The sequence below is a fragment of the Mycolicibacter terrae genome (genome assembly GCF_010727125.1).
Taxonomy (GTDB): domain Bacteria; phylum Actinomycetota; class Actinomycetes; order Mycobacteriales; family Mycobacteriaceae; genus Mycobacterium; species Mycobacterium terrae.
In genome coordinates this window covers 199004-222355 of sequence record NZ_AP022564.1, presented here as the reverse complement: position 1 = coordinate 222355, position 23352 = coordinate 199004, and the positions used below count along the sequence as shown (strand labels likewise).

22 protein-coding genes are annotated in these 23352 nt (G+C 66.8%); 12 read left to right on the top strand and 10 right to left on the bottom strand.

The annotated features are described in order from the left end of the window. Positions 1-7: 7 nt before the first annotated feature. The 4 genes from marP to nth form a co-directional block, all read right to left on the bottom strand. The gene (gene marP, locus G6N23_RS01115) at positions 8-1201 is read right to left on the bottom strand and encodes an acid resistance serine protease MarP (protein ID WP_085260324.1); all 1194 of its coding nucleotides are present in this window, start codon (positions 1199-1201) and stop codon (positions 8-10) included. After that, positions 1198-1926: an NUDIX hydrolase gene (locus G6N23_RS01110; RefSeq protein ID WP_085260325.1), complete on the bottom strand. Its 729-nt coding sequence runs from the start codon at positions 1924-1926 to the stop codon at positions 1198-1200. Before G6N23_RS01110 ends, marP begins: the two co-directional genes overlap by 4 nt. A 61-nt stretch (positions 1927-1987) precedes the next feature. Continuing rightward, a complete protein-coding gene (locus G6N23_RS01105; RefSeq protein WP_085260358.1) occupies positions 1988-2611 on the bottom strand; it encodes a TlpA family protein disulfide reductase in 624 nt (207 codons plus the stop codon). A gap of 22 nt (positions 2612-2633) precedes the next feature. Next, entirely contained in the window at positions 2634-3314 is a 681-nt protein-coding gene (nth, locus tag G6N23_RS01100) for an endonuclease III (RefSeq protein ID WP_095174054.1), read from the bottom strand. A gap of 132 nt (positions 3315-3446) precedes the next feature. Between nth and G6N23_RS21415 the strand changes: the two genes are divergently transcribed. Both G6N23_RS21415 and crp read left to right on the top strand, forming a co-directional pair. Further along, on the top strand, positions 3447-3587 hold the full coding sequence (locus G6N23_RS21415; protein WP_165604302.1) for a hypothetical protein: 141 nt from the start codon (positions 3447-3449) through the stop codon (positions 3585-3587). Positions 3588-3692: 105 nt separating this feature from the next. Continuing rightward, the gene (gene crp / locus G6N23_RS01095; RefSeq protein WP_013830875.1) at positions 3693-4367 is read left to right on the top strand and encodes a cAMP-activated global transcriptional regulator CRP; all 675 of its coding nucleotides are present in this window, start codon (positions 3693-3695) and stop codon (positions 4365-4367) included. 71 nt (positions 4368-4438) lie between these two features. Here crp and G6N23_RS01090 read toward each other — a convergent pair whose 3' ends face one another. The 3 genes from G6N23_RS01090 to G6N23_RS21410 are packed head-to-tail and all read right to left on the bottom strand — an operon-like array spanning position 4439 to position 5843. Then, a complete protein-coding gene (locus tag G6N23_RS01090) occupies positions 4439-5215 on the bottom strand; it encodes an MBL fold metallo-hydrolase (protein ID WP_085260327.1) in 777 nt (258 codons plus the stop codon). A 2-nt stretch (positions 5216-5217) separates the two neighbouring features. Further along, positions 5218-5685 (bottom strand): RidA family protein, encoded by a 468-nt coding sequence (locus G6N23_RS01085; protein WP_085260328.1) that lies wholly within the window; start codon positions 5683-5685, stop codon positions 5218-5220. Beyond that, positions 5682-5843: a Sp36 family protein gene (locus G6N23_RS21410; protein WP_019737648.1), complete on the bottom strand. Its 162-nt coding sequence runs from the start codon at positions 5841-5843 to the stop codon at positions 5682-5684. The genes G6N23_RS01085 and G6N23_RS21410 overlap by 4 nt, the downstream gene beginning before the upstream one ends. A gap of 47 nt (positions 5844-5890) precedes the next feature. Between G6N23_RS21410 and G6N23_RS01080 the strand changes: the two genes are divergently transcribed. Next, positions 5891-6913 (top strand): ATPase BagA, encoded by a 1023-nt coding sequence (locus G6N23_RS01080; RefSeq protein ID WP_085260329.1) that lies wholly within the window; start codon positions 5891-5893, stop codon positions 6911-6913. Continuing rightward, positions 6910-8064, top strand: coding sequence for an ATPase BagB (locus G6N23_RS01075; protein WP_085260330.1), 1155 nt, complete (start codon positions 6910-6912; stop codon positions 8062-8064). The genes G6N23_RS01080 and G6N23_RS01075 overlap by 4 nt, the downstream gene beginning before the upstream one ends. 24 nt (positions 8065-8088) lie before the next feature. Here the strand turns inward: G6N23_RS01075 and G6N23_RS01070 are convergent, their stop codons facing one another. Then, on the bottom strand, positions 8089-8451 hold the full coding sequence (locus tag G6N23_RS01070) for a WhiB family transcriptional regulator (RefSeq protein ID WP_085260331.1): 363 nt from the start codon (positions 8449-8451) through the stop codon (positions 8089-8091). Positions 8452-8793: 342 nt separating this feature from the next. Here G6N23_RS01070 and ponA2 point away from each other — a divergent pair, with 342 nt between their 5' ends. Both ponA2 and G6N23_RS01060 read left to right on the top strand, forming a co-directional pair. Continuing rightward, positions 8794-11223: a transglycosylase/D,D-transpeptidase PonA2 gene (gene ponA2, locus G6N23_RS01065; protein WP_085260332.1), complete on the top strand. Its 2430-nt coding sequence runs from the start codon at positions 8794-8796 to the stop codon at positions 11221-11223. 38 nt (positions 11224-11261) lie between these two features. Then, positions 11262-12224 carry a metallophosphoesterase gene (locus G6N23_RS01060; protein ID WP_085260333.1) on the top strand — a complete coding sequence of 321 codons (963 nt, stop codon included), beginning with the start codon at positions 11262-11264 and terminating at the stop codon, positions 12222-12224. A gap of 71 nt (positions 12225-12295) precedes the next feature. Here the strand turns inward: G6N23_RS01060 and G6N23_RS01055 are convergent, their stop codons facing one another. Continuing rightward, entirely contained in the window at positions 12296-12886 is a 591-nt protein-coding gene (locus tag G6N23_RS01055; protein ID WP_085260334.1) for a GNAT family N-acetyltransferase, read from the bottom strand. A 492-nt stretch (positions 12887-13378) separates the two neighbouring features. On the opposite strand from G6N23_RS01055, the gene ctaD reads away from it, so the two are divergent. From ctaD to G6N23_RS01040, 3 genes are read left to right on the top strand one after another with little or no spacing between them, the layout of a single operon-like run. Beyond that, positions 13379-15100, top strand: a complete 1722-nt coding sequence (gene ctaD, locus G6N23_RS01050) for an aa3-type cytochrome oxidase subunit I (RefSeq protein ID WP_085260359.1) — start codon at positions 13379-13381, stop codon at positions 15098-15100. Beyond that, positions 15097-15540 carry a hypothetical protein gene (locus G6N23_RS01045; RefSeq protein WP_085260335.1) on the top strand — a complete coding sequence of 148 codons (444 nt, stop codon included), beginning with the start codon at positions 15097-15099 and terminating at the stop codon, positions 15538-15540. The genes ctaD and G6N23_RS01045 overlap by 4 nt, the downstream gene beginning before the upstream one ends. A gap of 10 nt (positions 15541-15550) precedes the next feature. Then, positions 15551-16480, top strand: coding sequence for an NAD(P)/FAD-dependent oxidoreductase (locus tag G6N23_RS01040; RefSeq protein ID WP_085260336.1), 930 nt, complete (start codon positions 15551-15553; stop codon positions 16478-16480). Between the two features lie 18 nt (positions 16481-16498). Here the strand turns inward: G6N23_RS01040 and G6N23_RS01035 are convergent, their stop codons facing one another. Then, on the bottom strand, positions 16499-18283 hold the full coding sequence (locus G6N23_RS01035; RefSeq protein WP_085260337.1) for a sigma-54-dependent Fis family transcriptional regulator: 1785 nt from the start codon (positions 18281-18283) through the stop codon (positions 16499-16501). 317 nt (positions 18284-18600) lie between these two features. Here G6N23_RS01035 and G6N23_RS01030 point away from each other — a divergent pair, with 317 nt between their 5' ends. The 3 genes from G6N23_RS01030 (at position 18601) to G6N23_RS01020 (ending at position 23152) form a co-directional block, all read left to right on the top strand. Beyond that, positions 18601-21171, top strand: coding sequence for a winged helix-turn-helix domain-containing protein (locus tag G6N23_RS01030; RefSeq protein WP_234808561.1), 2571 nt, complete (start codon positions 18601-18603; stop codon positions 21169-21171). A gap of 170 nt (positions 21172-21341) precedes the next feature. After that, complete coding sequence (locus G6N23_RS21520) at positions 21342-21815, top strand: hypothetical protein (protein ID WP_179961146.1); 474 nt, start codon at positions 21342-21344, stop codon at positions 21813-21815. Continuing rightward, entirely contained in the window at positions 21812-23152 is a 1341-nt protein-coding gene (locus G6N23_RS01020) for an NAD(P)/FAD-dependent oxidoreductase (RefSeq protein ID WP_085260361.1), read from the top strand. Before G6N23_RS21520 ends, G6N23_RS01020 begins: the two co-directional genes overlap by 4 nt. The last annotated feature ends 200 nt before the right edge of the window (positions 23153-23352 follow it).

The window sequence follows — 23352 nt, the reverse complement described above, 5'->3', positions numbered from 1 at the left end:
AGCCGAGTCACTCGCCGCCGACGCAGGTCTGGGTCGACACGGGCTGGGTGTCGCCGATCCTGGCGAGCTGGTTCGCCACCTCCTCGGCGGTCATCACGAACCCGGTGTCGGCATCGTCAACCGCCGCACCGAAGACCACACCGAGCACCCGGCCGTCCATGTCGATCATGGGCCCACCAGAATTCCCTTGTTGCACAGTGCCTCTGATCGTGTAGACCCGGCGGGTGACGGTGGCGGTGCGGTAGATGTCGGGCCCTTCGAGGTTGATCGTGTCGCGGATCCGGGCCGGGGTCGCCTCGAAGACACCGCCGCCGGGGTAGCCCAACACCAGTGCGTCGGTGTCGGGTTCGGCCGGCGAGGAGGCGAACGCCAAGGGCGGCAACGGCAGATCCGGCACTGCCAGGATCGAGATGTCTTCCTTGGGGTCGAAGGAGATCACCGTGGCGTCATAGGACTTGGTGCCGCTCTCCACCGAGACGCTGTCCGAGCCCGCGACCACGTGCGCGTTCGTCATCACCCGGTTGGGCGAAATGACAAAACCGGTGCCCTCCAACACTTTCTGGCAGTTGGGCGCCACACCGCGGATCCGCAGCACACTCGGCGCGGTGGCCTCGACGACCGGACTGGCAGCCAGTCCGGGGTCCGGCGCATCCACGGCGGCGATCGGGGCGCGGCTGAACGGTTCCAGCACGGCCGGCAGCCCGGAGTCGTCGAGCACCGTCGACAACCGTCGCGGCACGTTCTTGAGCCAGCCCGGCGCGAGGTCGTCGACCTGACGCAAGACCCGCGAATCGTTGACCGCGGCGGCCAGATTCGGCTGATCGGACGCGGTCAGCGGGGTGGCCAGCAGCCAGGCCGCGATCAGCACCACCACCAGTTGCAGCACTACCCCGATCATGGAGTCCACGCCCCGGACCCCGGGGCTGCGGATCGCCCCGCGCACCGCCCGCCCCAGCACCACGCCGGCGACCTCACCGATGACCACCATGGCCAGGATCAGAAACAGCGCCGCGAACAGCTTGAGCCGGGCCCCGGCGACGTGCTCGATCAGGTGCGGGGCCAGCAGCACCCCGGCCATCGCGCCGAGCGCCACGCCGACGAAGGACAGCAGGGAACCGAGCGCACCGGAGCGCCAGCCCGACACTGCGGCAACGAAGGCGATCGCCAGCACGGCGATGTCCAGCCACTGCGACGACGTCATATCCCGCCTTCTCCTCCAACCAGCGCCATGGCCTCGTCCAGCCCGCGCACCTCGGTGGCGTCCCAGGGCTGCGCCCAGCCGGCCACGTCCAGCATCGCCGAGATCACCTGGGCGGTGAATCCCCAGACCAGCATCTCGTTGAGCCGAAACGCCGGCATGGCCCAGCGCCGACTGCGCGCATCACGGTAAACCATCAACCGGTTCTCGGGGTTGATGAACGCTCGGACCGGAACCCGTGCCACGACAGCGGTCTCGGCGGGGTCGACCACGCTCACCGGCCCGGGATCTTCCGAGTAGGCCAGCACCGGCACCACCTGAAATCCCGAGGGGGCGATGAAGACCTTGTCCAGCACCACCAGCGGGTGAACCCGGCGCGGGTCGATTCCGGTCTCCTCGTTGGCCTCGCGCAACGCGGTGGCCACCGGTCCGGAGTCCCCGGGATCGACTGCCCCACCCGGGAAAGCGGCCTGGCCGGCGTGATGGCGCAGCGTCGAGGCGCGCACGGTGACCAGCAGGTCGGCCGATTCGGGTATGCCACCCGGCTGGTCCGACGGTGGACCGGAGAACAGCACCAGCACCGCCGCGTCGCGCCTGGTGCCGGTGATGGTCGCCTGGGCGTTGGCCGCCGAGATCATCGCGCGGACGTCGGCGGGCAGCCGGTGCAGATAAGCCTTCGGCAACTTCTCGACGTTGTCGACCAGCGGGCGCAGCCAGGACGGGGCCATTGGCCGGGGACCGCCAGCGCTCACCGCGTCCCCCTCTGTCCAGGATCCTGGTCGCCCCACGTCAGCGCCCGCTGCTCTCCACGGCGGCGGCGATCTCCTCGGCGGTGGCGAAGGGCTGCGGCAGGATGCGGGCAACGCTACCGTCCACGGCCAGCACCACGGTCGCGGGCATCACGTTGGGAACCCGCAATGCCGCCGCCACCCGACGACGGCCGTCCTGCAGGGTGGGCAGCCGCACGCCCAGCTCGGTCAGCAGCGCCAGCCCCGCGGCCTGATTGTCGTCTTGATGCACCGTCACCACCGTTACGTCCGGCCCGGCACGACGCTGGTATTCGGCCAGGGCAGGCAACTCCTCGCGGCACGGCCGGCACCAGTACGCCCACAGGTTCAGCACCACCCGCCGGCCGGCGAACATCGCCGCCACGTCGACGGGCGCACCGTCGGCGGCGCATTCGACGATGACGTCGCGCAGCGCACTCGGGCCGGCGTCGTCCGGGGCGACTCGGCAGGGCGACAGGCCGGCGCGCTCGCGCAGCTTGTCGAGGTCTTGTGCCGCGCCGGTGACGCCCGTGCTGAGGCCGGGGTGCATGGCGATCGGTTCCCGGCGCAGTTCGACCACCAGCCCGGCGACCAGCGCGGCCGCCACCGCGAGCACCGCGACGGTCCACCGGGTTGAGCTGCTCATCGACCGCATTCGCGCGAGGCCGCTACAGCCCGGCCAGGGCCAGCAGGTGCTCGGTCTCGGGGCCCTTGACCAGTGCGGCGGCCTCCATAGGGTCGGTGGGCCCGAGCCCGAACGAGGGGCAGTCCTTGGCCAGCAGGCACACCCCGCAGGCCGGTTTGCGGGAGTGGCAGACCCGCCGGCCGTGGAAGATCACCCGGTGGGACAGCAGCGTCCACTCCTTGCGTTCGATCAGCTCACCGACCGCATGCTCGACTTTGACTGGGTCCTCCTCTCGCGTCCAGCCCCACCGCCGGACCAGGCGCCCGAAGTGGGTGTCGACGGTGATACCCGGTACCGCGAACGCGTTGCCCAGGATCACGTTGGCGGTCTTGCGGCCCACTCCGGGAAGGCGCACCAATTCGTCCATGGTGGCGGGCAGTTCACCGTCGTACCGCTCGACGAGCGCCTGACCCAGGTTGATCAGCGATGTCGCCTTGTTGCGGTAGAAGCCGGTGGGCCGGATGAGCTCCTCCAGCTCGGTGCGGTCGGCCTGGGCGTAGTCCAGCGCGGTGGGGTACCGGGCGAACACGGCGGGGGTCGTCAGGTTCACCCGTACGTCGGTGCATTGGGCCGACAGCACCGTCGCGACAGCCAGTTCCAACGGTGTGGTGAAGTCCAATTCGCAGTGAGCGTCCGGAAAGGCTTGCGCCAGAGTTCGATTCATCCTCCGGGCGCGTCGCACCAGCCCGGTTCGGGTCTCCGTCCGCGCAGCGCGGGACGTCTTGTCCACTGTCACCTCCGACAGGGTACTAATTCGTGACCGCAATGAGACCTTGCCCGGGTTTACTGTCACCTTGTGTCCTGGCTGCTGATCACCGCCATACCCATGTTGCTGATGCTGGCGGCGGTGGGGCTGGAACGCATTGAGACCGGGTTGAACGAGGTCGAGACGACGAATCCGCAGTTTCCCCGGACTCGGCGCGCCAATCGTGTGTAGCGTTGGCACGTCGCCTGGCGCCTAGCCGTAGACTCAGAGGGCTAGCCGGGTAGCGGCTGGTGCTTGCGCGATTCCAATTTTCATCAAGAGCATCTAAGGGGCAACGTGGACGAGATCCTGGCGAGGGCAGGAATCTTCCAGGGAGTTGAGCCCAGCGCCGTCGCCGCGCTGACCAAGCAGCTTCAGCCCGTGGACTTTCCGCGCGGACACACCGTGTTCGCCGAAGGGGAGCCCGGCGATCGGCTGTACATCATCGTCTCCGGGAAAGTGAAGATCGGCCGACGGTCGCCGGACGGCCGGGAGAACCTCCTGACCATCATGGGCCCGTCGGACATGTTCGGTGAGTTGTCGATCTTCGACCCCGGCCCGCGGACCTCCAGCGCGACCACCATCACCGAGGTGCGGGCGGTCTCGATGGATCGCGACGCGCTCCGGTCGTGGATCTCCGACCGGCCCGAGATCGCCGAGCAGCTGTTGCGGGTGCTGGCCCGCCGGCTGCGCCGCACCAACAACAACCTGGCCGACCTGATCTTCACCGACGTGCCCGGTCGCGTCGCCAAGCAGCTGCTGCAGCTGGCGCAGCGGTTCGGCACCCAGGAGGGCGGCGCCCTGCGGGTCACCCACGACCTGACCCAGGAAGAGATCGCCCAGCTGGTCGGGGCCTCCCGGGAGACGGTGAATAAGGCCCTGGCCGACTTCGCCCACCGCGGCTGGATCCGGCTGGAGGGCAAGAGCGTGCTGATCTCCGACTCCGAGCGCCTGGCCCGCCGGGCGCGCTAGTTACGCCGAGGCTGTCGTTAGCGCGGAAAAGTATGAGTAGCGGCCGCGCTAACAACAGGCTCGCGGCGAAACTAACGCCGTAGGTAGTCCAACTGGGCCTGCACCGACCACTCGGCGGCGCCCCACAACTCCTCGTCGACGTCGGTGTAGACGTGTTCGACGACCTGGCGTGCGGTGGCGTCGTCCCCGAGCGCGGCCAGGGCGGAGCGGACCTGGTCGAGCCGCTGCTCGCGGTGCGCCAGGTAGCCGGTGGCGGCGGTCTCGAGGTCCGGCAGCTCGGGACCGTGCCCGGGCAGCACCGTTCGCCTGCCCAACCCGCGCAACCGGCGCAGTGAGTCCAAGTAGTGCGCCAGGTCGCCGTCTTCGCTGTCGATGACGGTGGTGCCGCGGCCCAGCACGGTGTCGGCGGTAAGCACGGCGTCGTCCAGCACGAATGACAGTGAGTCCGCGGTGTGCCCGGGGGTGGCCAACACCGTGATGCGCAGCCCGGCCGCACTGATCACCTGACCGTCGGTCAGTCCGCCGCCGAGCCGGCGCTGAAATCCGCTGCCCGCCGAATACACCGGCGCACCGACCGCGTCGGCCAGCTTGTCGATGGCATCGGTGTGGTCGAAGTGCCGGTGACTGATCAGCACCAGCGCGATCTTGCCGACCTCGGCGAGCCGGCTGATGTGCTCGTCGTCATCGGGTCCGGGGTCGACGACCACCACCTCGTCACTGCGCGGACCGCGCAGCACCCAGGTGTTGGTGCCCTCCAGCGTCATCAGGCCGGGGTTGTCGGCCAGCAGCACCGACGCGGTCTCGGTGACCGGTCGCAGCCGACCGTGGGCGGGATGACTCAGTGACACGCTTACCCGGCTGCTGCCCTGATCTCGACGACCAGTTCGACCTCCACCGGCGAGTCCAGCGGCAGCTCCGAGACGCCGACGGCCGAGCGGGCATGCGCGCCGGCCTCGCCGAACACCTCCCCGAGCAGCTCGGAGGCGCCGTTGATCACGGCGGGCTGGCCGTTGAAGTTCGGCCCCGAGGCGACGAACCCGACCACCTTGACCACCCGGGTCACCGAGTCCAGCCCGACCAGGGCGTCCACCGCGGCCAGCGCGTTGAGGGCGCAGATCCGGGCCAGCGCAAACGCGTCCTCCGGGCTAACCTCAGCGCCCACCTTGCCGTGGCGGGCCAATTTGCCGCCCTGCATCGGCAGTTGGCCGGAGGTGTAGACCAGGTCGCCGGTCCGCACCGCCGGAACGTACGCCGCCAACGGCGCGACCACCTCGGGCAGCTCGATCCCGAGTTCGGTCAACCGGGATCGCCAGCTCATTTCGGGCGCTTCAGGAAGGCGATGAGCTGTTCACCGGACGGCCCGGGAAGCACGGTGACCAGCTCCCAGCCGTCCTCGCCCCACTGGTCGAGGATCTGCTTGGTGGCGTGCGTGATCAACGGGACGTTGGCGTACTCCCACACCGTGCGTTCGCTCATAGGAGCGAGCTTATCGTTAGCGTTCACAGGCGCTTGGTTAGCATGCAGTGGTGACAGCCACATCCAGCGGCGAGCCCGCCATCGGCTGGCCTTCGCGATTGTCGAAGGCCCGGCTGCATTTCGTGACCGGTAAGGGCGGCACCGGCAAAACGACGGTGGCGGCCGCGCTGGCGCTATCGCTGGCGGCCGGCGGACGCCGGGTCCTGCTGGTGGAAGTCGAAGAGCGTCAAGGCATTGCGCAGCTCTTCGACGTACCGCCACTGCCCATTGCCCCACTCAAGGTCGCGACCGCTGAGGACGGCGGACAGGTCGACGCGCTGGCGATGGACATCGAAGCCGCGTTCCTGGAATACCTCGACCTGTTCTACAACCTGGGTATCGCCGGACGGGCGATGCGGCGCGTCGGGGCGGTCGAGTTCGCCACCACCATCGCACCGGGTCTGCGCGACGTCATTCTGACCGGCAAGATCAAGTACCACGTGATCCAGACCGACAAGAACAAGAAGCCGGTCTACGACGCGATCGTGGTCGACGCGCCGCCCACCGGCCGGATCGCCCGGTTCCTCGACGTCACCAAGGCCGTGTCACAGCTGGCCAAGGGCGGACCGGTGCATTCGCAGGCCGACGGCGTGGTGAAGCTGCTGCACTCCGATCAGACCGCCATCCATCTGGTGACCCTGCTGGAGTCCCTGCCGATGCAGGAGACCCTGGAGGCCATCGACGAGCTGCGTGAGCTGGACCTGCCTATCGGCAGCGTGATCGTCAACCGGGACATCCCCGCCCACCTGGAGCCCGACGACCTGGCCAAGGCGGCCGAGGGTGTCGTCGACGCCGACGCGGTCCGGGCCGGCCTGGCTGCGGCCGGGATCACCCTGGGCGACGACGACTTCGCCGGCCTGTTGACCGAGACTATTCAGCACGCCACCCGCATCAGTGCCCGCACCGAGACGGCCGAGCAGTTGGCGCAGCTGGAGGTGCCGCGGCTGCATCTGCCGACGATCACCGACGGCGTCGACCTCGGCAGTCTCTACGAGCTCTCCGAGATTCTCGCCCGACAGGGGGTTCGATGACACCCGACCCGGCCGGCAAGCCGCTGGCACTGGACATGGCCGCGATCCTGGCCGATACCGCCAACCGCGTGGTGGTGTGCTGTGGCGCCGGTGGCGTCGGCAAGACGACCACTGCCGCCGCGATGGCGCTGCGGGCCGCCGAATACGGCCGCACCGTGGTGGTGCTGACCATCGACCCGGCCCGGCGACTGGCCCAGGCGTTGGGCATCGACGACCTCGGCAACGCCCCGCAGCGGGTTCCGCTGGCTCCGGAGGTGCCCGGCGAGCTGCACGCGATGATGCTCGACATGCGCCGCACGTTCGACGAGATGGTGACGCAGTACTCCGGCCCGGAGCGGGCGGAGGCGATTCTGAACAACCAGTTCTACCAAACGGTCGCCACCTCTTTGTCCGGCACGCAGGAATACATGGCCATGGAGAAACTCGGCCAGCTTCTCGGCGAGGACCGCTGGGATCTGGTGGTGGTCGACACCCCGCCGTCGCGCAACGCCCTGGACTTCCTGGACGCCCCGAAGCGGCTGGGCAGTTTCATGGACAGCCGCCTGTGGAAGCTGCTGCTGGGCCCCGGGCGGGGCATCGGCAAGCTGGTGGCGGGCGCGCTCGGCCTGGCGATGAAGGCCCTGTCGACCGTCCTGGGTTCTCAGATGCTTTCCGACGCAGCTAATTTCGTTCAATCTCTGGACGCCACGTTCGGCGGCTTCCGGGAGAAGGCCGACCGCACCTACGAGCTGCTCAAGCGCCGCGGCACCCAGTTCGTGGTGGTGTCGGCGGCCGAACCCGACGCGCTGCGCGAGGCGTCGTTCTTCGTCGACCGGCTTTCCCAGGAGCACATGCCGCTGGCCGGGCTGATCCTCAACCGGACCCACCCGATGCTGTGCGAGCTGCCCATTGAGCGCGCCATCGACGGCATCGAAACGTTGCAGCAGACGCCGGCCGGCGCGGCGCTGTCCGACGGGGCGAAGGCGCTCACCACCGCGGCGTTGCAGATTCACGCCGAAAGGGGCGCCACCGCCAAGCGTGAGATCCGGCTGCTGTCGCGCTTCACCCGGGCCAACCCGCGGGTACCCATCGTCGGGGTTCCGTCACTGCCGTTCGATGTCTCCGATTTGGAGGCACTCGGCGCGATCGCCGACCAGCTGACCGTGCAGTAGACGCGAAGAAGGCTCAGCGGCCGTTCAGCCGGCGTCGCGCTGTTTGCGCTGGGCGGCGAAGTACTCCCGCCAGGAGGTCACGTCGGGGTGCTGTTTGAGCAGCGCCCGTCGTTGCCGCTCGGTCATGCCGCCCCACACGCCGAACTCCACCCGGTTGTCCAGGGCGTCGGCAAGGCATTCGAGCACCACCGGGCAGTGCCGGCAGATCACCGCGGCTTTACGCTGCGCGGCACCGCGTACGAAGAGCTCATCCGGGTCGGCGCCCCGGCACAGGGCTTTGGAGACCCAGGCGATTCTGCCCTCGTCCTGGACCCCGCGCAGGACGGTTCGGGGAGGCGGTGCCATCGATATGCTGGTCTTTTGAACCGCTGGCCGTGTAACAGACACTGACGATCCTCCGTCCCGGCCGCACCGGCAGCCACCTATTCAACATCAACGTCGACCCTATTGCGATCTACGCCACATCGTGTATTCAGTGTTACCTGAATCGCACTCGATGTCCAAGTTAGGTGGTCAGGTGGCATCTGCGCAACTGGTAGGCGCCCCCTTTTTTGGGACAACCGTGCCGTCCGATCATGATTTGGGGGCCGGCGGGCCGCTACGGGCGCTCCGGACGAGGCCTTTTCTGATCTTGGCAAGGATCCTCCGGTTCCCCCGGACCGGCCGGTCGTCCCGGGGGTTCGGGGTCGTCGGCGAACGTCGGCCGGCACCGGCGTTAGGGTGTTAGCCATGTCGGAGCGTCCCCCGACCGGCCCAACCGTGCTCAAACTGGCCGGGTGTTGTTTGCTCGCCGCCGTGCTGCTTGCGGCGTTGCTGTTCCCGGTGGCCGGCGGTATCGGCCTGATCTCCAATCGCGCCTCCGACGTGGTGGCCAACGGCTCGGCGCAGTTGGTCAACGGAGAGGTACCGGCGGTGACGACGATGGTCGACGCCAAGGGCAACACGATCGCGTGGTTGTACTCGCAGCGCCGGTTCGAGGTTCCCAGCGAAAAGATCGCCGACACGATGAAGCTGGCGATCGTCTCCATCGAGGACAAGCGGTTCGCCGAGCACAGCGGCGTCGACTGGAAGGGGACGCTGGCCGGACTGGCCGGCTACGCCTCCGGGGACATCGACACGCGTGGCGGGTCCACGCTCGAGCAGCAGTACATCAAGAACTACCAGTTGTTGGTGCTGGCCCAGACCGACGCCGAGAAGCGTGCGGCGATCGAGACCACCCCGGCGCGCAAGCTGCGCGAGATCCGGATGGCGCTCACCCTGGACCGCACCTTCTCCAAGCCACAGATTCTGACCCGCTATCTGAACCTGGTGTCGTTCGGCAACAACTCGTTCGGCATCCAGGACGCGGCCCAGACCTACTTCGGTGTCGACGCCTCGGACCTGAACTGGCAGCAGGCGGCACTGCTGGCCGGGATGGTGCAGTCAACCAGCGCGCTGAACCCCTACACCAATCCCGAGGGTGCGATGGCACGGCGAAACCTGGTGCTGGACACCATGATCGAGAACCTGCCGGGAGAGGCAGACGCGCTGCGGGCGGCCAAGGAGGAGCCGCTGGGCATCCTGCCCCAACCCAACGAGTTGCCGCGGGGCTGCATTGCAGCAGGCGACCGGGCGTTCTTCTGCGACTACGTGCAGGAGTACCTGTCCCGGGCCGGCATCAGCAAGGAACAGGTGGCCCGCGGGGGCTACATCATCCGCACCACGCTCGACCCTGACGTGCAGGGCCCGGTCAAGCAGGCGATCGACAACTTCGCCAATCCGAACGTGCAGGGCGTCGCCAGTGTGATGAGCGTGATCAAGCCGGGCAGCGACGCCCACCCGGTGTTGGCGATGGCCAGCAACCGCACCTACGGCCTCAACGGTGAGATCGGCGAGACCATGCGACCGCAACCGTTCTCATTGGTCGGCGACGGCGCCGGATCGATCTTCAAGACCTTCACGGTGGCTGCCGCGCTGGAGATGGGGATGGGCATCAGCGCCGAACTCGAGGTGCCAGGCCGGTTCCAGACCAAGGGCATGGGCAGCGGCGGCGCCAAGGGTTGCCCCAAGGAGACCTGGTGCGTGGTGAACGTCGCCCCCTACCGGTCGCCGATGAACGTCTCCACCGCACTGGCCACCTCGCCCAACACCGCGTTCGCCAAACTCATCTCCCAGGTCGGGGTGGGGCGCACCGTCGACATGGCGATCAAGCTGGGGCTGCGCTCCTACGCCGATCCGGGCACCGCCCGCGACTACGACCCGGACAGCAACGAGAGTCTGGCCGACTTCGTCAAACGACAGAACCTGGGCTCGTTCACCCTGGGCCCGATCGAGGTCAACGCGCTGGAGTTGTCCAACGTCGCCGCCACCTTGGCCTCCGGCGGCGTCTGGTGCCCGCCGAACCCGATCGACAAGGTCTTCGACCGCAACGGCAACGAGGTGGCGGTCACCACCGAGACCTGCGACCGGGTGGTTCCCGAGGGGCTGGCGAACACACTGGCCAACGCGTTGAGTAAAGACATCGCCGGCGGCGGCACCGCGGCGCCCGCGGCCGGATCGGTGGGCTGGGATCTGCCGATGTCGGGCAAGACCGGCACCACCGAGGCGCACCGCTCGTCGGGTTTCCTGGGTTTCACCAACCGCTACGCGGCCGCGAACTACGTCTTCGACGACTCCAGCTCGCCGTCGGACCTGTGCTCGTTCCCGCTGCGGCACTGCGGGGACGGCGACCTGTTCGGCGGCAACGAGCCGGCCCGGACCTGGTTCGCCGCGATGAAACCGATCGCCACCGACCTCGGCGACGTCATCATGCCGCCGACCGACCCGCGGTACGTCGACGGCGGGCCCAACTCGCGGGTGCCCAGCGTCGTCGGCCTGGACGTCGACGCCGCACGCCAGCGGCTCAAAGACAGCGGGTTCCAGGTCGCCGAGCAACCGAACTGGGTCAACAGCACCGCCCGCTCCGGCGCGGTCGTGGGCACCTCCCCGGGCGGGCAGACCATTCCCGGTTCGATCGTCACCATCGAGGTGAGCAACGGCATCCCGCCGCCGCCCCCACCGCCGCCGGAGGGCGGCCCGCTGGGGCCGGTGGGCTCGACCGTGGTGGAGATTCCGGGGCTGCCGCCGATCACCATTCCGCTGCTGCCGCCGCCGGCACCGGCGCCGCCGTTGCCGCCGTAACCGCGGAGCGTCTCCGCTCGCGCAGTAGTCTGAAACCCATGGCTGCATCACCTGCCCTGACCCGGTCCCTGGTCGCCGCATCGGCTGCGCTCGGCCCCGCGGCCCTCTTGGCGTACGGCACGATCGTCGAACGCAACGCCTTCGTGGTGCGGGAGGCGACGATGCCGGTGCTGGCGCCGGGCTCCTCACCGCTGCGGGTGCTGCACATCAGCGACATCCACATGCGGCCCGGCCAGCGCCGCAAACAGGCCTGGCTGCGCGATCTGGTCCGTCTGGAACCGGATCTGGTGGTCAACACCGGCGACAACCTGGCCCATCCGAAGGCGGTGCCGGCCGTGGTGCAGGCCCTGGGGGATCTGCTGTCAGTGCCCGGCGTGTTCGTCTTCGGCAGCAACGACTACTTCGGGCCGCGGCTGAAGAACCCGGCGAAGTACCTGACCAAGCCGACGCATCGCGTCTACGGCACTCCGCTGCCGTGGCAGGACTTGCGGGCGGCGTTCACCGAACGCGGCTGGCTGGATCTGACCCACAACCGTCGCGAATTCGAGGTGGCGGGCCAGCGGATCGCCGCGGCCGGCGTCGACGACCCGCACATCGAACGGGACCGCTATGACACCATCGCCGGCCCGGCCGGCCCGACCGCCAATCTGCGGCTCGGGCTGACCCACTCCCCGGAACCGCGGGTGCTGGACCGCTTCGCCGGTGACGGCTACCAACTGGTGATGGCCGGCCACACCCACGGCGGGCAACTGTGCGTCCCGTTCTACGGCGCGCTGGTGACCAACTGCGGTCTGGACCGCTCCCGGGCCAAGGGCCCTTCGCAGTGGGGCGCCCACATGCGCCTGCACGTCTCGGCCGGGATCGGCACCTCGCCGTTCGCGCCGGTGCGGTTCGCCTGCCGGCCCGAGGCCACCCTGCTGACTCTGGTCCCCGCGCCGACCGGCGGCGACGACTCACGAAGCACCCGCGGCTCTACCCAGCCCTCGGTATCGGCGCGTTGACCGCACGGACAAACTAGCGGAACCGGATTGGCAGATCCGTCAACAGCGGCTCCGGTGGGGGCCGGGCGAGTTCATGGCGCGCAAGCGGGCTCCGGGAGGTCAAGATCGGCTTTCAACAGCCGGTAGACCTGCAGGGTGACGTCGTAGTACTTCTCGGTCTCGCCGACCCATTCCATGCCGATCCGCCGCGCGGTAGCCTCACCGCGGCGATTTTCCGCCCGCAGGACCGCAAAGACCTCTGTGATACCAGGGCTTTCGAATGCCCGATGGGCTACGGCGTGACCAGCTTCAGCACCGTAGCCACCGCCCCAGGCCTTAGGAACCAGCTGCCATCCGATTTCCAGGTCTGCGCCGCCCGGCGGAAGTGGAAGCAGGGCAACTCCGCCGATCACTGCTCCGGAAGTCTTGTCGGTGATCGCCCATCGTCCCAACGGCAGCCCGGTCGCGTCGCTTTCGCCGATCCATGACGCCAGAATGCGACGCATGTCGGTGCTGTCCCCGATGGGGGGCAACACCGGGCATAGCCAGCGGGTCACTTCCGGCGCGCCGTATACCGCACTCGCAGCGAGGTCGTCGTCAAGCTGCCAGTGCCGCAACACCAGCCGGGACGTCGTGATGCGCTGCGTCTCGTCGTCCCATTCAACGTGGCGATGATCAACCATCCCGACTCCTCACGTTGTAGTACACCCGGTGAAAACCGTCTGCAAAAAATTATGATTGTGACCGCCCCAGGCTAACTTCGTTCTGTCACAACAATTCTGCACCACGGTACCGGGCGCGCACGCCGTCGCCAAGGGGTGAGAAGAGGGCCGGTCTCCGCCGATGTCCTTCTCACCCGGGTGAATTGCGTGGGCGGATGAGGACACCTCACCCTCTTTGCAGAGAAACTGGGACCCTGAACCAGCTATCGCCGCCTGAGCGACGACAAGTGTTTCCTGTCAAGGCAATCGCCAGCCTCGCATGCGAGGTGACTGTGTGCGCCGGCACACACACGCCACTCACCCGGGTGAATAACCCTTTGGGTGATGACGCTTCACCCCGATTGGCTGCACTCTCGAACCGGAGCAGATCGCGGCGGGCATGCGGCAGCACAGACAGGCCTTCACGCGTCAACACCGGTACACCGCGACCATTTCCCACTGAGGAGACGGATGATGACCACTGAGTCGCCGCCGCTGCGAAGCCTACAAGTCCGCCGGCCATTCCCCGGGCGGCATGGCCCCCGCGGCGATCTCATCTACCGGTTGATCACAACGACCGATCACAAGCTGATCGGGACCATGTATGTGGTCGCCTGCTTCACCTTCTTTGTCATCGGTGGACTGATGGCGCTGCTTCTCCGCGTCGAACTGGCCGCCCCGGGGCTGGCATTCTTGTCGAACGAACAGTACAACCAGTTATTCACCATGCACGGCACGACGATGCTGCTGTTCTATGCCACTCCGATCGTGTTCGGCTTCGCCAATCTGGTGCTGCCGCTGCAGATCGGCGCCCCGGATGTGGCGTTCCCGCGGCTCAACGCGTTCTCGTTCTGGCTGTTCATCTTTGGTGCGACGATCGCATTGGCGGGATTCATCACCCCGGGAGGCCCGGCGGATTTCGGCTGGACTGCCTACACTCCGCTCTCGAATGCGGTGCACTCACCGGGCGCCGGTGCAGACCTGTGGATCCTGGGCCTGGCCGTGGGTGGTCTGGGCACCATCCTGGGTGGAGTCAACATGATCACCACCGTGGTGTGCATGCGCGCACCGGGCATGACCATGTTTCGGATGCCGATCTTCACCTGGAACATCCTGGTGACAAGCATCATGGTGATAGTGGCCTTCCCGCTGCTGACCGCGGCCCTGTTCGGGCTGGCCGTCGACCGCCACCTCGGCGCACACGTCTTTGACCCGGCTAACGGAGGAGCGCTGCTCTGGCAGCACCTGTTCTGGTTCTTCGGCCATCCCGAGGTGTACATCATCGCGCTGCCGTTCTTCGGCATCATCTCCGAGATCACCCCGGTGTTCGCCCGCAAGCCCATGTTCGGCTACACCACCATGGTCTACGCGACGTTGGCCATCGCTGCGCTGTCGACCGCGGTGTGGGCACATCACATGTTCGCCACCGGCGCCGTCCTGCTGCCGTTCTTTTCGTTCACAACGCTGTTGATCGCGATCCCGACCGGACTGAAATTCTTCAACTGGATCGGCACCATGTGGCGGGGACAGCTGACGTTCGAGACGCCGATGCTGTTCTCGCTCGGCTTCCTCGTCACCTTCCTGGCCGGCGGCCTGACCGGCGTGATGCTGGCCAGCCCGCCGATCGACTTCCACGTCGCCGACACCTACTTCCTGGTAGCGCACTTCCACTACGTGCTGTTCGGCACCATCGTGTTCGCCACCTTCGCCGGAATCTACTTCTGGTTCCCGAAGATGACCGGCCGGCTGCTCGACGAGCGGTTGGGCAAGCTGCACTTCTGGCTGACATTCATCGGGTTCCACACCACGTTCTTGATCCAGCACTGGCTGGGCAACATGGGCATGCCGCGCCGCTACGCCGACTACCTGCCCACCGACGGCTTCCAGCCGTTCAACATCGTCTCCACCGTCGGGGCCTTCATCCTGGGCGCCTCGACGCTGGCCTTCACTTGGAACGTGTTCAAGAGCTGGCGCTACGGCGAGGTCGTCACCGTGGATGACCCCTGGGGCTACGGCAACTCGCTGGAGTGGGCGACCAGCTGCCCGCCGCCGCGGCACAACTTCACCGAGCTGCCCCGGATCCGTTCGGAGCGGCCGGCTTTCGAGCTGCACTACCCGCACATGTGCGACCGACTGCGCTCGGAGGCGCACTTCGTGCGTGACACCGGGAGCACACAACCAAGGAGGAATGGATGAACGGCATCGTCGCCGGCGCTATCGGTGGCATAGTCGGCGGACTCGCGATCGCCGCGCTGGGAATGACCTACGGCGCGGTGAGCAACCGGGGCTTCTGGGCACTTCCCAATGCAATCGGCGGGATCATTCTGGGACCGAGTCGCCACGAAGCCAGATCGTTCGGCGTAGCCACGGTGGTCGGCATATCCCTGCATGTCATCTTGTCGGCCGTATTCGGCATCGTGATTGTTGTCGTGGTGCACGAGTTCACCCACGCCTATATCGCAACCGGTGTGGTCGGCGGCCTGGCGCTCTGGCTCGTGAACTATGTCGGCATCGGAACCATCCACCGGGGCTCTCGTGACGTCGCGGAGCTCAATCCGGTCCCGGTCGCACTCGGCCTTCACGTCCTGTTCGGATTGATTGCCGGCCTGGTCGCCGCCTCGATCCAGCCGTTGTGAGAACTTTCGGATGTGCCGGATCTACGACGTCATCATCGTCGGATCGGGTGCGGCGGGCTACACCGCCGCGATCTACACCGCGCGTGCACATCTCGACACCGTGCTGATCGAGGGCACGTCGCGCGGCGGTGCCCTGATGGCCACCGCCGTCATCGAGAATTACCCCGGTGTACCCGACTTCACCACCGGACCACTACTGATGGAGCAGATGCGCGTGCAGGCCCAGCGACTCGGCGCCCACCTGCAGGCCCGGCAAGCAGATGCCTTCGCACTGGACGGTGACGTCAAGACCGTGGCCGCAGGCCAGAAGATCTGGCACGCCCGCACGGTGATCCTGGCGATGGGTTCGGCACCACGGGGTCTTGGTGGTGTCCCAGGCGGGAAGGCGTTGTGCGGTCGAGGTATCACCACCACCGCTAAGAGTGACGGGCTGGTGTTGCGCGACCACGATGTCGCGGTGGTCGGTGGAGGGGGCGCCGCCGTCGAAGAGGCGCTCTTCGCGGCCGGGATCGCAAGTAACGTCACGCTCATCCACCGCCGCAACGACTTCCGCTCATCGGCGATCACCACTGACCGTGTTCGCGCGCACCACAGGATCACCGTACTGACCAACACCGAAATCACCGCCGTCCTGGGTGAACAGCGGGTCACCGGACTGCGGTTACGAGAGCTCAATACCGGCGCCGAGCGGGAGCTGCCGGTCTCCGCTGTCGTCGTCGCGATCGGGCACGTCCCCCGATCTGAGCTCCTGACAGGCCAGCTCGATCTCGACGCGGGCGGGTACGTCCTGACCCGCGACGGCACCACCCACACCTCGGTCGACGGCGTCTTCGCTGCCGGCGACCTGGTCGACCGCCGCTACCGGCAGGCCGTCACAGCGGCCGCCAGCGGTTGCGCAGCGGCTCTCGACGCCGAACGCTGGCTGGCGCAACGCCGCTGAGAGCCGGGCCGCGCGACTTCACGCGATGCCGTAGTCGCGGATCTTGCGGTAGATGGTCGCTCGTGACATTCCCAAGGCATTGGCCGCGCCTTGTTTGTCGCCGCCGTTGTCCTGCAGGCTACGCACTATCGCGTCGCGCTCCATGGCTTCCAGTTGCGTCAGTTTCCGGCGGGTTACCGATCGGCATTCCGGCGGCAACGTATCGGCGTTGATGGTGCCAGACCTTTGACGGGCAACGGTGTCGGCGAGAACTCGACGTAGCTGAGCAACGTTACCCGGCCAGGGAAGCCTACCGAGTTGGCGCATCGCATCCGGCGCCAACACCACATCGGCACCGCGAGTGATCTCACGCAGCAGAAACGGCACCAGCTCCTCGAGGTCGTCTATCCGGTGTCGCAGCGCGGGGACGGTGACGGTTCGGGCGAACAGCGGTGCCAGTGGCTCGATCGGTTCCGAAGACGATGCGGAACTCTTGGTCGCCGCGATCCATCCCCGATCCGCACGCGCGGCCAGCATCGATGCGATCGGTCCGAGCGTGTCCGGTTCGATGTCGTCCACGTCGGCTATCACCAGGGCGAAATCGTCATCGCCGGACAATGCCGCCAGCTCGGCGACCAGACTCGCGGCTGTCGGAAATGTTTCGGGGCGCACCACCCGAACGGTTCGGCCCGACTTCACCTGCTGCCCGACCGCCTGGGCCAGCCGTGCCCGACCGGATCCTTTCTCGCCCTCAACTATTACCCAATCTCGGCTGATGCAGCATTGGCGCACTTGGTCGCAGCAACGCAGCCAGGCACTGTTGCGGCCTGCCAGGCCGGGGATGTACGTGCGCGACGAGTTGCCGGCGGCGGGCTTCTGCGATCCGGCCTCGGCGCAAAGAGCCACGTGGAAAACGACATTGGTGCGCCCGCCCCGCATCGTCGACCGTTCGGCGGTGGCGAGTTTCACGATGCGCCCGGTCGGCAGAACAACCAGCGCGGTGGCCGAGAGCAAGGAGGTGTGCAGATCCGAGGCGTGTTCGACCAGCGCGGTCCGCTCGCTTCCGCTCAGTACCCGACGCAGATAGGCGTTCATCAGCACCACGTCGCCGCCCAGGGCAAGCACACCGCTCGATGACTGCCTGGTCTGTGTCAGGTATGCCTGCAGCAGGGCGGTCTCGGCTTCATGAGCCATGGCCCTCAGGCGATCCTCAATGTGGTGGACGGCACTCGTGGCCAGCGCGAGCATCAGCGGGTCAGACTGGCCGGCCAGACAACTCAGATTGACCGCACCGACCACCCTGCGGGTTATCGGATTGCGGATCGGTACCCCGGCACACGCGAAATCATTGAACATCGCAACGTAATGTTCACCGCCGCCGACGAAGGCAGGCTTTCCGGTCTCCAGCGCTGTGCCGATTCCGTTGGTGCCCGCCACTTCTTCGGCCAAGCTATAGCCCGGCGCGAGGCTGATCCTGTCCAATGCGTCGAGAATGGAGACTACTGGGGCCTTTCGTTCGAGCACCACACCGTCGGTCGATGTCAGGATGACTCCGACCGCTTCCGCGGCCAAATCTTCGGTGACACGCTGCAAGACCGGCGCCGCCGCACGCGCCAACCGCGAATCCGTGTGGGGTGGGCGTATGAAGGGCAGCTCAACCCGGTCCGGGTCCACCTGGAGGACCTGCGAGCGCCGCCAGGAGTCCAACACGCCCGGCCGCAGGATCGTCTCACCGACCGGTACCTCGGGGTCAGCAGACGCTACGGGCCGGAATCTCTCCCTGGCCCGCTCGAATTCGGCCGCGCCAACTGCCTGCGAACCCATCCTCCAACTATCTGGACACCGGTCCACCGTCGCAACGGCGGCCGCCAGCCCTCGACCGCCGCGCTGAGACGCGTGGCCCCTACTTTCAGATGTTGAAATTCCCCGAACAGCTAACTGTACGCCCGCGCTGCGGGCGGTGCTCGGAAAAGGACTGATATCCAACCGGCACCAAGGAGCACGACGCTCGCCAGCCGCTATCGGCCGTTCGAGCGTCTCATCTTGATACGTTCTCGCACCTCATGTTGAGACGCTCACCACCCGCGCGCGGCGATCTCATGAACCGCAGGAGCAGACCTGTCGAGGCAAGGAAGATCACCATGAGCGGACGGAAGATCGACACGACCGACGCCGAACTCACCGGATCGGTGGAGGGAAAAGAGCCAGCCGGCCCAAACGGCCACCGCCAGCGTGCGGCAACGGCCGATCAGGGGAGCGGATCTGAATCCATCGGGTCACCGCGGTCGGCCCGTAGGACGAGCCCGCCCGGCCTGGTGGGCGTCAACTGGGGCGTTGAGACCTCAGCGTCGGCCCAGGTCGCCCCCACCCCCGGAGCTGTGGCCTGGGTGCTCGATTGGACTGAAGCTCAGCGTCCGGACGTGATCGGCTCACCTGGACGCGGTGAACACGGCGGGTCAGGCGACGATGCCGCCGTCGGATACGCCGATCCGCGTGCCGCCCTACTCGCCACGAAACTGCACGTCTCGACGATCGGCAGTCAGCTCGTTCACCGGGCTGCGTTGTTAGAGGCATTGTCGGCGGGACTTGACCGCAGACTGACGTTGCTGAGTGCGCCCGCGGGCTGGGGAAAGACGACATTATTGGCGCAGTGGGTGCTTGCCGGCAACGCCGGCCGCCGGTTCAGCTGGCTATCGCTCGATACGTCCGACAACGACCCGGTGTGGTTTTGGATGTATGCCATAGCCGCCCTGCAAGAGCTCAATCCCGGGGTGGGCAATCGCGCGTTCGAGCTGCTGCGGATGGGGGCAGACCCGCTGCGAGTCGTTCTGCCCAGCCTGCTCAACGAATTGGCTGCCCTGGAGTACCCGTTGGTGCTCATCCTTGACGACTACCACCTCGTGGCAAGTAGCGCAGTCCATGAACAGATGGCCTTCGTCATCAACCGGATGCCGACCAATCTTCACGTGGTGATGGCCACCCGCTCAGACCCGGTGCTGCCGTTGGCCCGGCTGCGAGCCGAGGGCGATCTGATGGAGATCCGAACCGACGATCTACGTTTCGAGGGCACTGAAGCCGAGCACCTACTCAACGAAGTCCTCGGACTGGGGTTGGCCGACACCCACGTCCAACTGCTGTGCCGCCGCACCGAGGGCTGGGCCGCCGGACTGCATCTGGCTGCCCTGTCGCTGGTGGGCCGCAGTGATTCCGCAGCGTTCATCACCACGTTCGCGGGCGACAACCGTCATATCGTCGACTACCTGATGGCCGAAGTTCTCGAGGGTCAGCCACCACATCTACGTAGCTTCTTGCTGCGGACCGCGCTGCTGCACAGGCTCAGCGGTGACCTGTGCGACGCAGTACTGGAAACCACCGGCTCGGCTGCGGTCTTGAACCGAATCGAGCGCGAGAACCTCTTCGTGGTGCCGTTGGATCTGTCCCGTCACTGGTATCGCTATCACCAACTGTTCGGTGAGTTGCTTCGCGCTGAGTTGCACCGCACCGAACCAGATCTCGTGCCGGAGCTACACCGGCGGGCAGCGGCCTGGTTTGAAGGACAAGGCCTGGTCGATGAAGCGGTGCGTCACCTCATTGCTGCCGGCGATATCGCACACAGTGCTGATCTCATCGCTGCGGATTGGGCCGAGGAATTCAACGCGGGTGGCGTTTCCACCGTCAGCCGCTATCTGGACCTGCTTCCCCAGGAGACGGTCTCGCGAGATCCGCGGCTCAGCGTGGCCCGGATCTGGATCGCGCTGCATCTGGGCCGACTTGACGACGCTGCCGACGGAATCGAAACCCTCCACGCCGCTGTGGCAGAGCAGAACAGCCCTGCCCTCAATGCCGAAATCGCCGTTTTGCGCGCAGTTCACTCGTTCAAAACCGGTGACCTGGCCTCGGCCATTGAGACCTCTCGCCACGCGATCACCCTTGATTTGGGCGATACGCCGCCGGGGCGATCAAGCGCCTACTGCGTCTACGGGTCCGCACTGTACTTTTCCGGCAGCACTCGCGAAGCCCAAACAGCCCTCCGTCGGTCCGTGCAGCTGGCCACCGAAGCCGACGACCGACGGGCCCGCATCTGCGCCCTGGGCTACCTGGCGATGATCTCAGCCGAACAAGAACAGCTCCCCGAGGCCGAGAATCACATCCGCGGGGCGTCTGGCAGCCCCGCCGGCCTCACCGACGCAGAACACCTCATCGATGTGATGGTCTCCCTCGCCACCGCCACACTGCTGGACCGGCGCGGTCAGTGTGCCGCGGCCCTGGCCGCCGCCGATATCGCCGTCACCGCAGCACGACAAGGTGGCGCAGTCCTCGAGGTGACCAAGGCGCTGCACGTCAAAGCCCGCATCCTCGGACACCTCGGCGACACCACCACAGCCGAAGCCACTCGCGACGAAATCGATGCGCTGATGCGCAGTCGCTCGGCTGCCGCGCTTGGTCCAACACCGCTCACATCACCCCGGCGCGACTCGAGCCTCACGGCGAACTCGCGTCGACAAGGCTGCATACCCGGCGAAGAACTCACCCCCAAAGAACTCGAAGTTCTCCGCCTACTGGCCACCCGCCTGTCACGACGTGAAATCGGAGAGCGGCTTTATGTCTCCCTCAACACTGTGAAAACGCACCAACGCGCCGTCTACCGCAAACTCCAGGCTGAAAGCCGCAGCACGGCGGTCAGCCGAGCTCGAGAACTGGGTCTGCTGTAGTCCGTGCGCCCCGGGAGCACCGTCAGCGGTCCCGATATCACCCGGGCGAATGACATCCCCGGGTGATGACGGCTCACCCACTGCCACGGCAGCCTGAGTGACAGCGGATCTCGGCAGTCACGATCGAGCACCGTACCGCCGTCATCCGAGAGACCGGGAAGGACCCGAAGATGAGAAACGCGCTGGCCTCATCGGTAATACCTGGCCGATCAAGCAGTGCCTCGTCGGTGAATCCGGCTACCGGAATCGAGCCCCGCACCGTCTCGGATGCGGAGATGGCCTGGCTGCTCGTGGATGCGGCCGCGTCGTGCCTGGCCGATGTTGAACGCACTGGGTTTTTCGTCGAATTAGGCAGCGGAGAAAGCTATCTCGCGATCGAGCACATCCTCACCGCGGTCATTTCAAGCCGGACGAGATTGCCCGTGACGGTACTCTCGGCGCTGACAAGCTGGCTGCACGGCTATTCCGGTAGCCCGGCGGAAGTGCAGCTGCGAAAGATGCACGCCGACATACGCCTACAGCAGTTCCAGGTGATCAGCGGCGACCGCGGGGCTACTACAGATGAGCACCCTCACAGGGGCAGATCGAACACATCCGGCATGGCTCGCCGCAGCGTTCGCCGGTGGAAGTGGAGCCGAGCATGATCCGACACGACAACCACCGCCCCTCAGTAGTGATCGTGGGCAGCGGGTTTGCGGGCTTCGAATGCGCGCGACGACTCACCGCGTTGCTGCGCCGCCATAAATCATCGGCCACCGTCACGCTCATCTCACCGGTGGATTATCTGCTGTACACCCCGCTGTTGCCCGACGTGGCGGGAGGGACGGTCGACCCACGGTTCGTGACGATTCCCTTGGCCGACAACCTGCCCGGAGTGAGGCTGATCCGCGGTTACGTCGATCTGGTCGACTTCCCGCAGCGGACGCTGTGTTTCCGCGACCAGGAAAGCGCCAGCCAGGAGTTGGCCTGGGATCGACTCGTTCTCACGCCGGGCTCGATCACTCGTCGCTTCGATATTCCCGGCCTCGCCGAGCATGCCCGCGGCCTGAAATCCATCGCCGGAGCCCTGTATCTGCGCGACCACATCCTCGAACAGTTCGAGCTGGCCCGCGCCGATCGCGATCCGCTACGCGCGCAGGCCCGGAGAACCGTTGTGGTCGTGGGGGCGTCGTACTCGGGAACCGAGCTGATCGCCCAGCTGTGTGCGATGGCCGAGGCGGCCGGGCGCAAGTTCGGATTTCATCCGGGCGAAATCCAGCTGATCCTGGTTGAACGGTCCGGCCGGATGATGCCCGAGATCGGGCAGAAGCTCGCGGCCAAGGCCCAGTCCGTATTGCGCGGCCGCGGTGTGCGGATAATGATGGGCGCCACCCTCACCGAGGTCGGGCCCGATTACGTGATCCTCACCGACGGCACCCGAATCGGCACATACACCGTCGCCTGGTTGACCGGCGTCGTGGCCAGCCCGCTGATCGCGACTCTGGGCCTGCCGACCGAGAACGGCCGGCTCACGGTTGGCGCCGACCTCAGCGTTCCCGGCATGCCGGGCGTATTTGCCGGCGGTGACGCGGCAGCAGTCAACGACGTCACCGCGCCGGGGCGCATCACCCCGCCCACTGCCCAACACGCCACCCGCCAGGGCAAAACCCTCGCCGTCAATGTCGCCGCCAGCCTCGGTCACGGGACCTCGCGCAACTACCGGCATCGTGACCTGGGCACAGTTGTCGACTTGGGCCCGGGTTTCGCGGTCGCCAATCCGCTCAACATCCACCTGTCGGGCCGGTTGGCCAAGCTGGTCACGCGCGCCTACCACCTCTATGCGATACCCAGCGCCGCGAACCGCCTGGCCGTTCTCATCGCCTACCTGACTGAGCTGTGGTTCGCACGTCCGCTGGTATCGCTGGGGGTGGCCCCGTCGTCTATCGCACGCTTCTCGGCCAGCGAGGAGTTCTCCGGCCCGAATGACAACGCCACCCGCTGACCCGCGTGGCCGGGTTTGAGTTATCACCCGGGTGAATGGTGTTGGCGGGTGATGACAGTCACCGGCGTCCGGGTCACGCTCATTAGACGATCACGAGTCGACCCATCACGAGGTCAGATCATTCGAAAATCGCAACGGGAGAAGGGGAATCATCGATGAACCCGGAGCTCAGCAGCACTTCGCACCACGGTGGCAGAGTT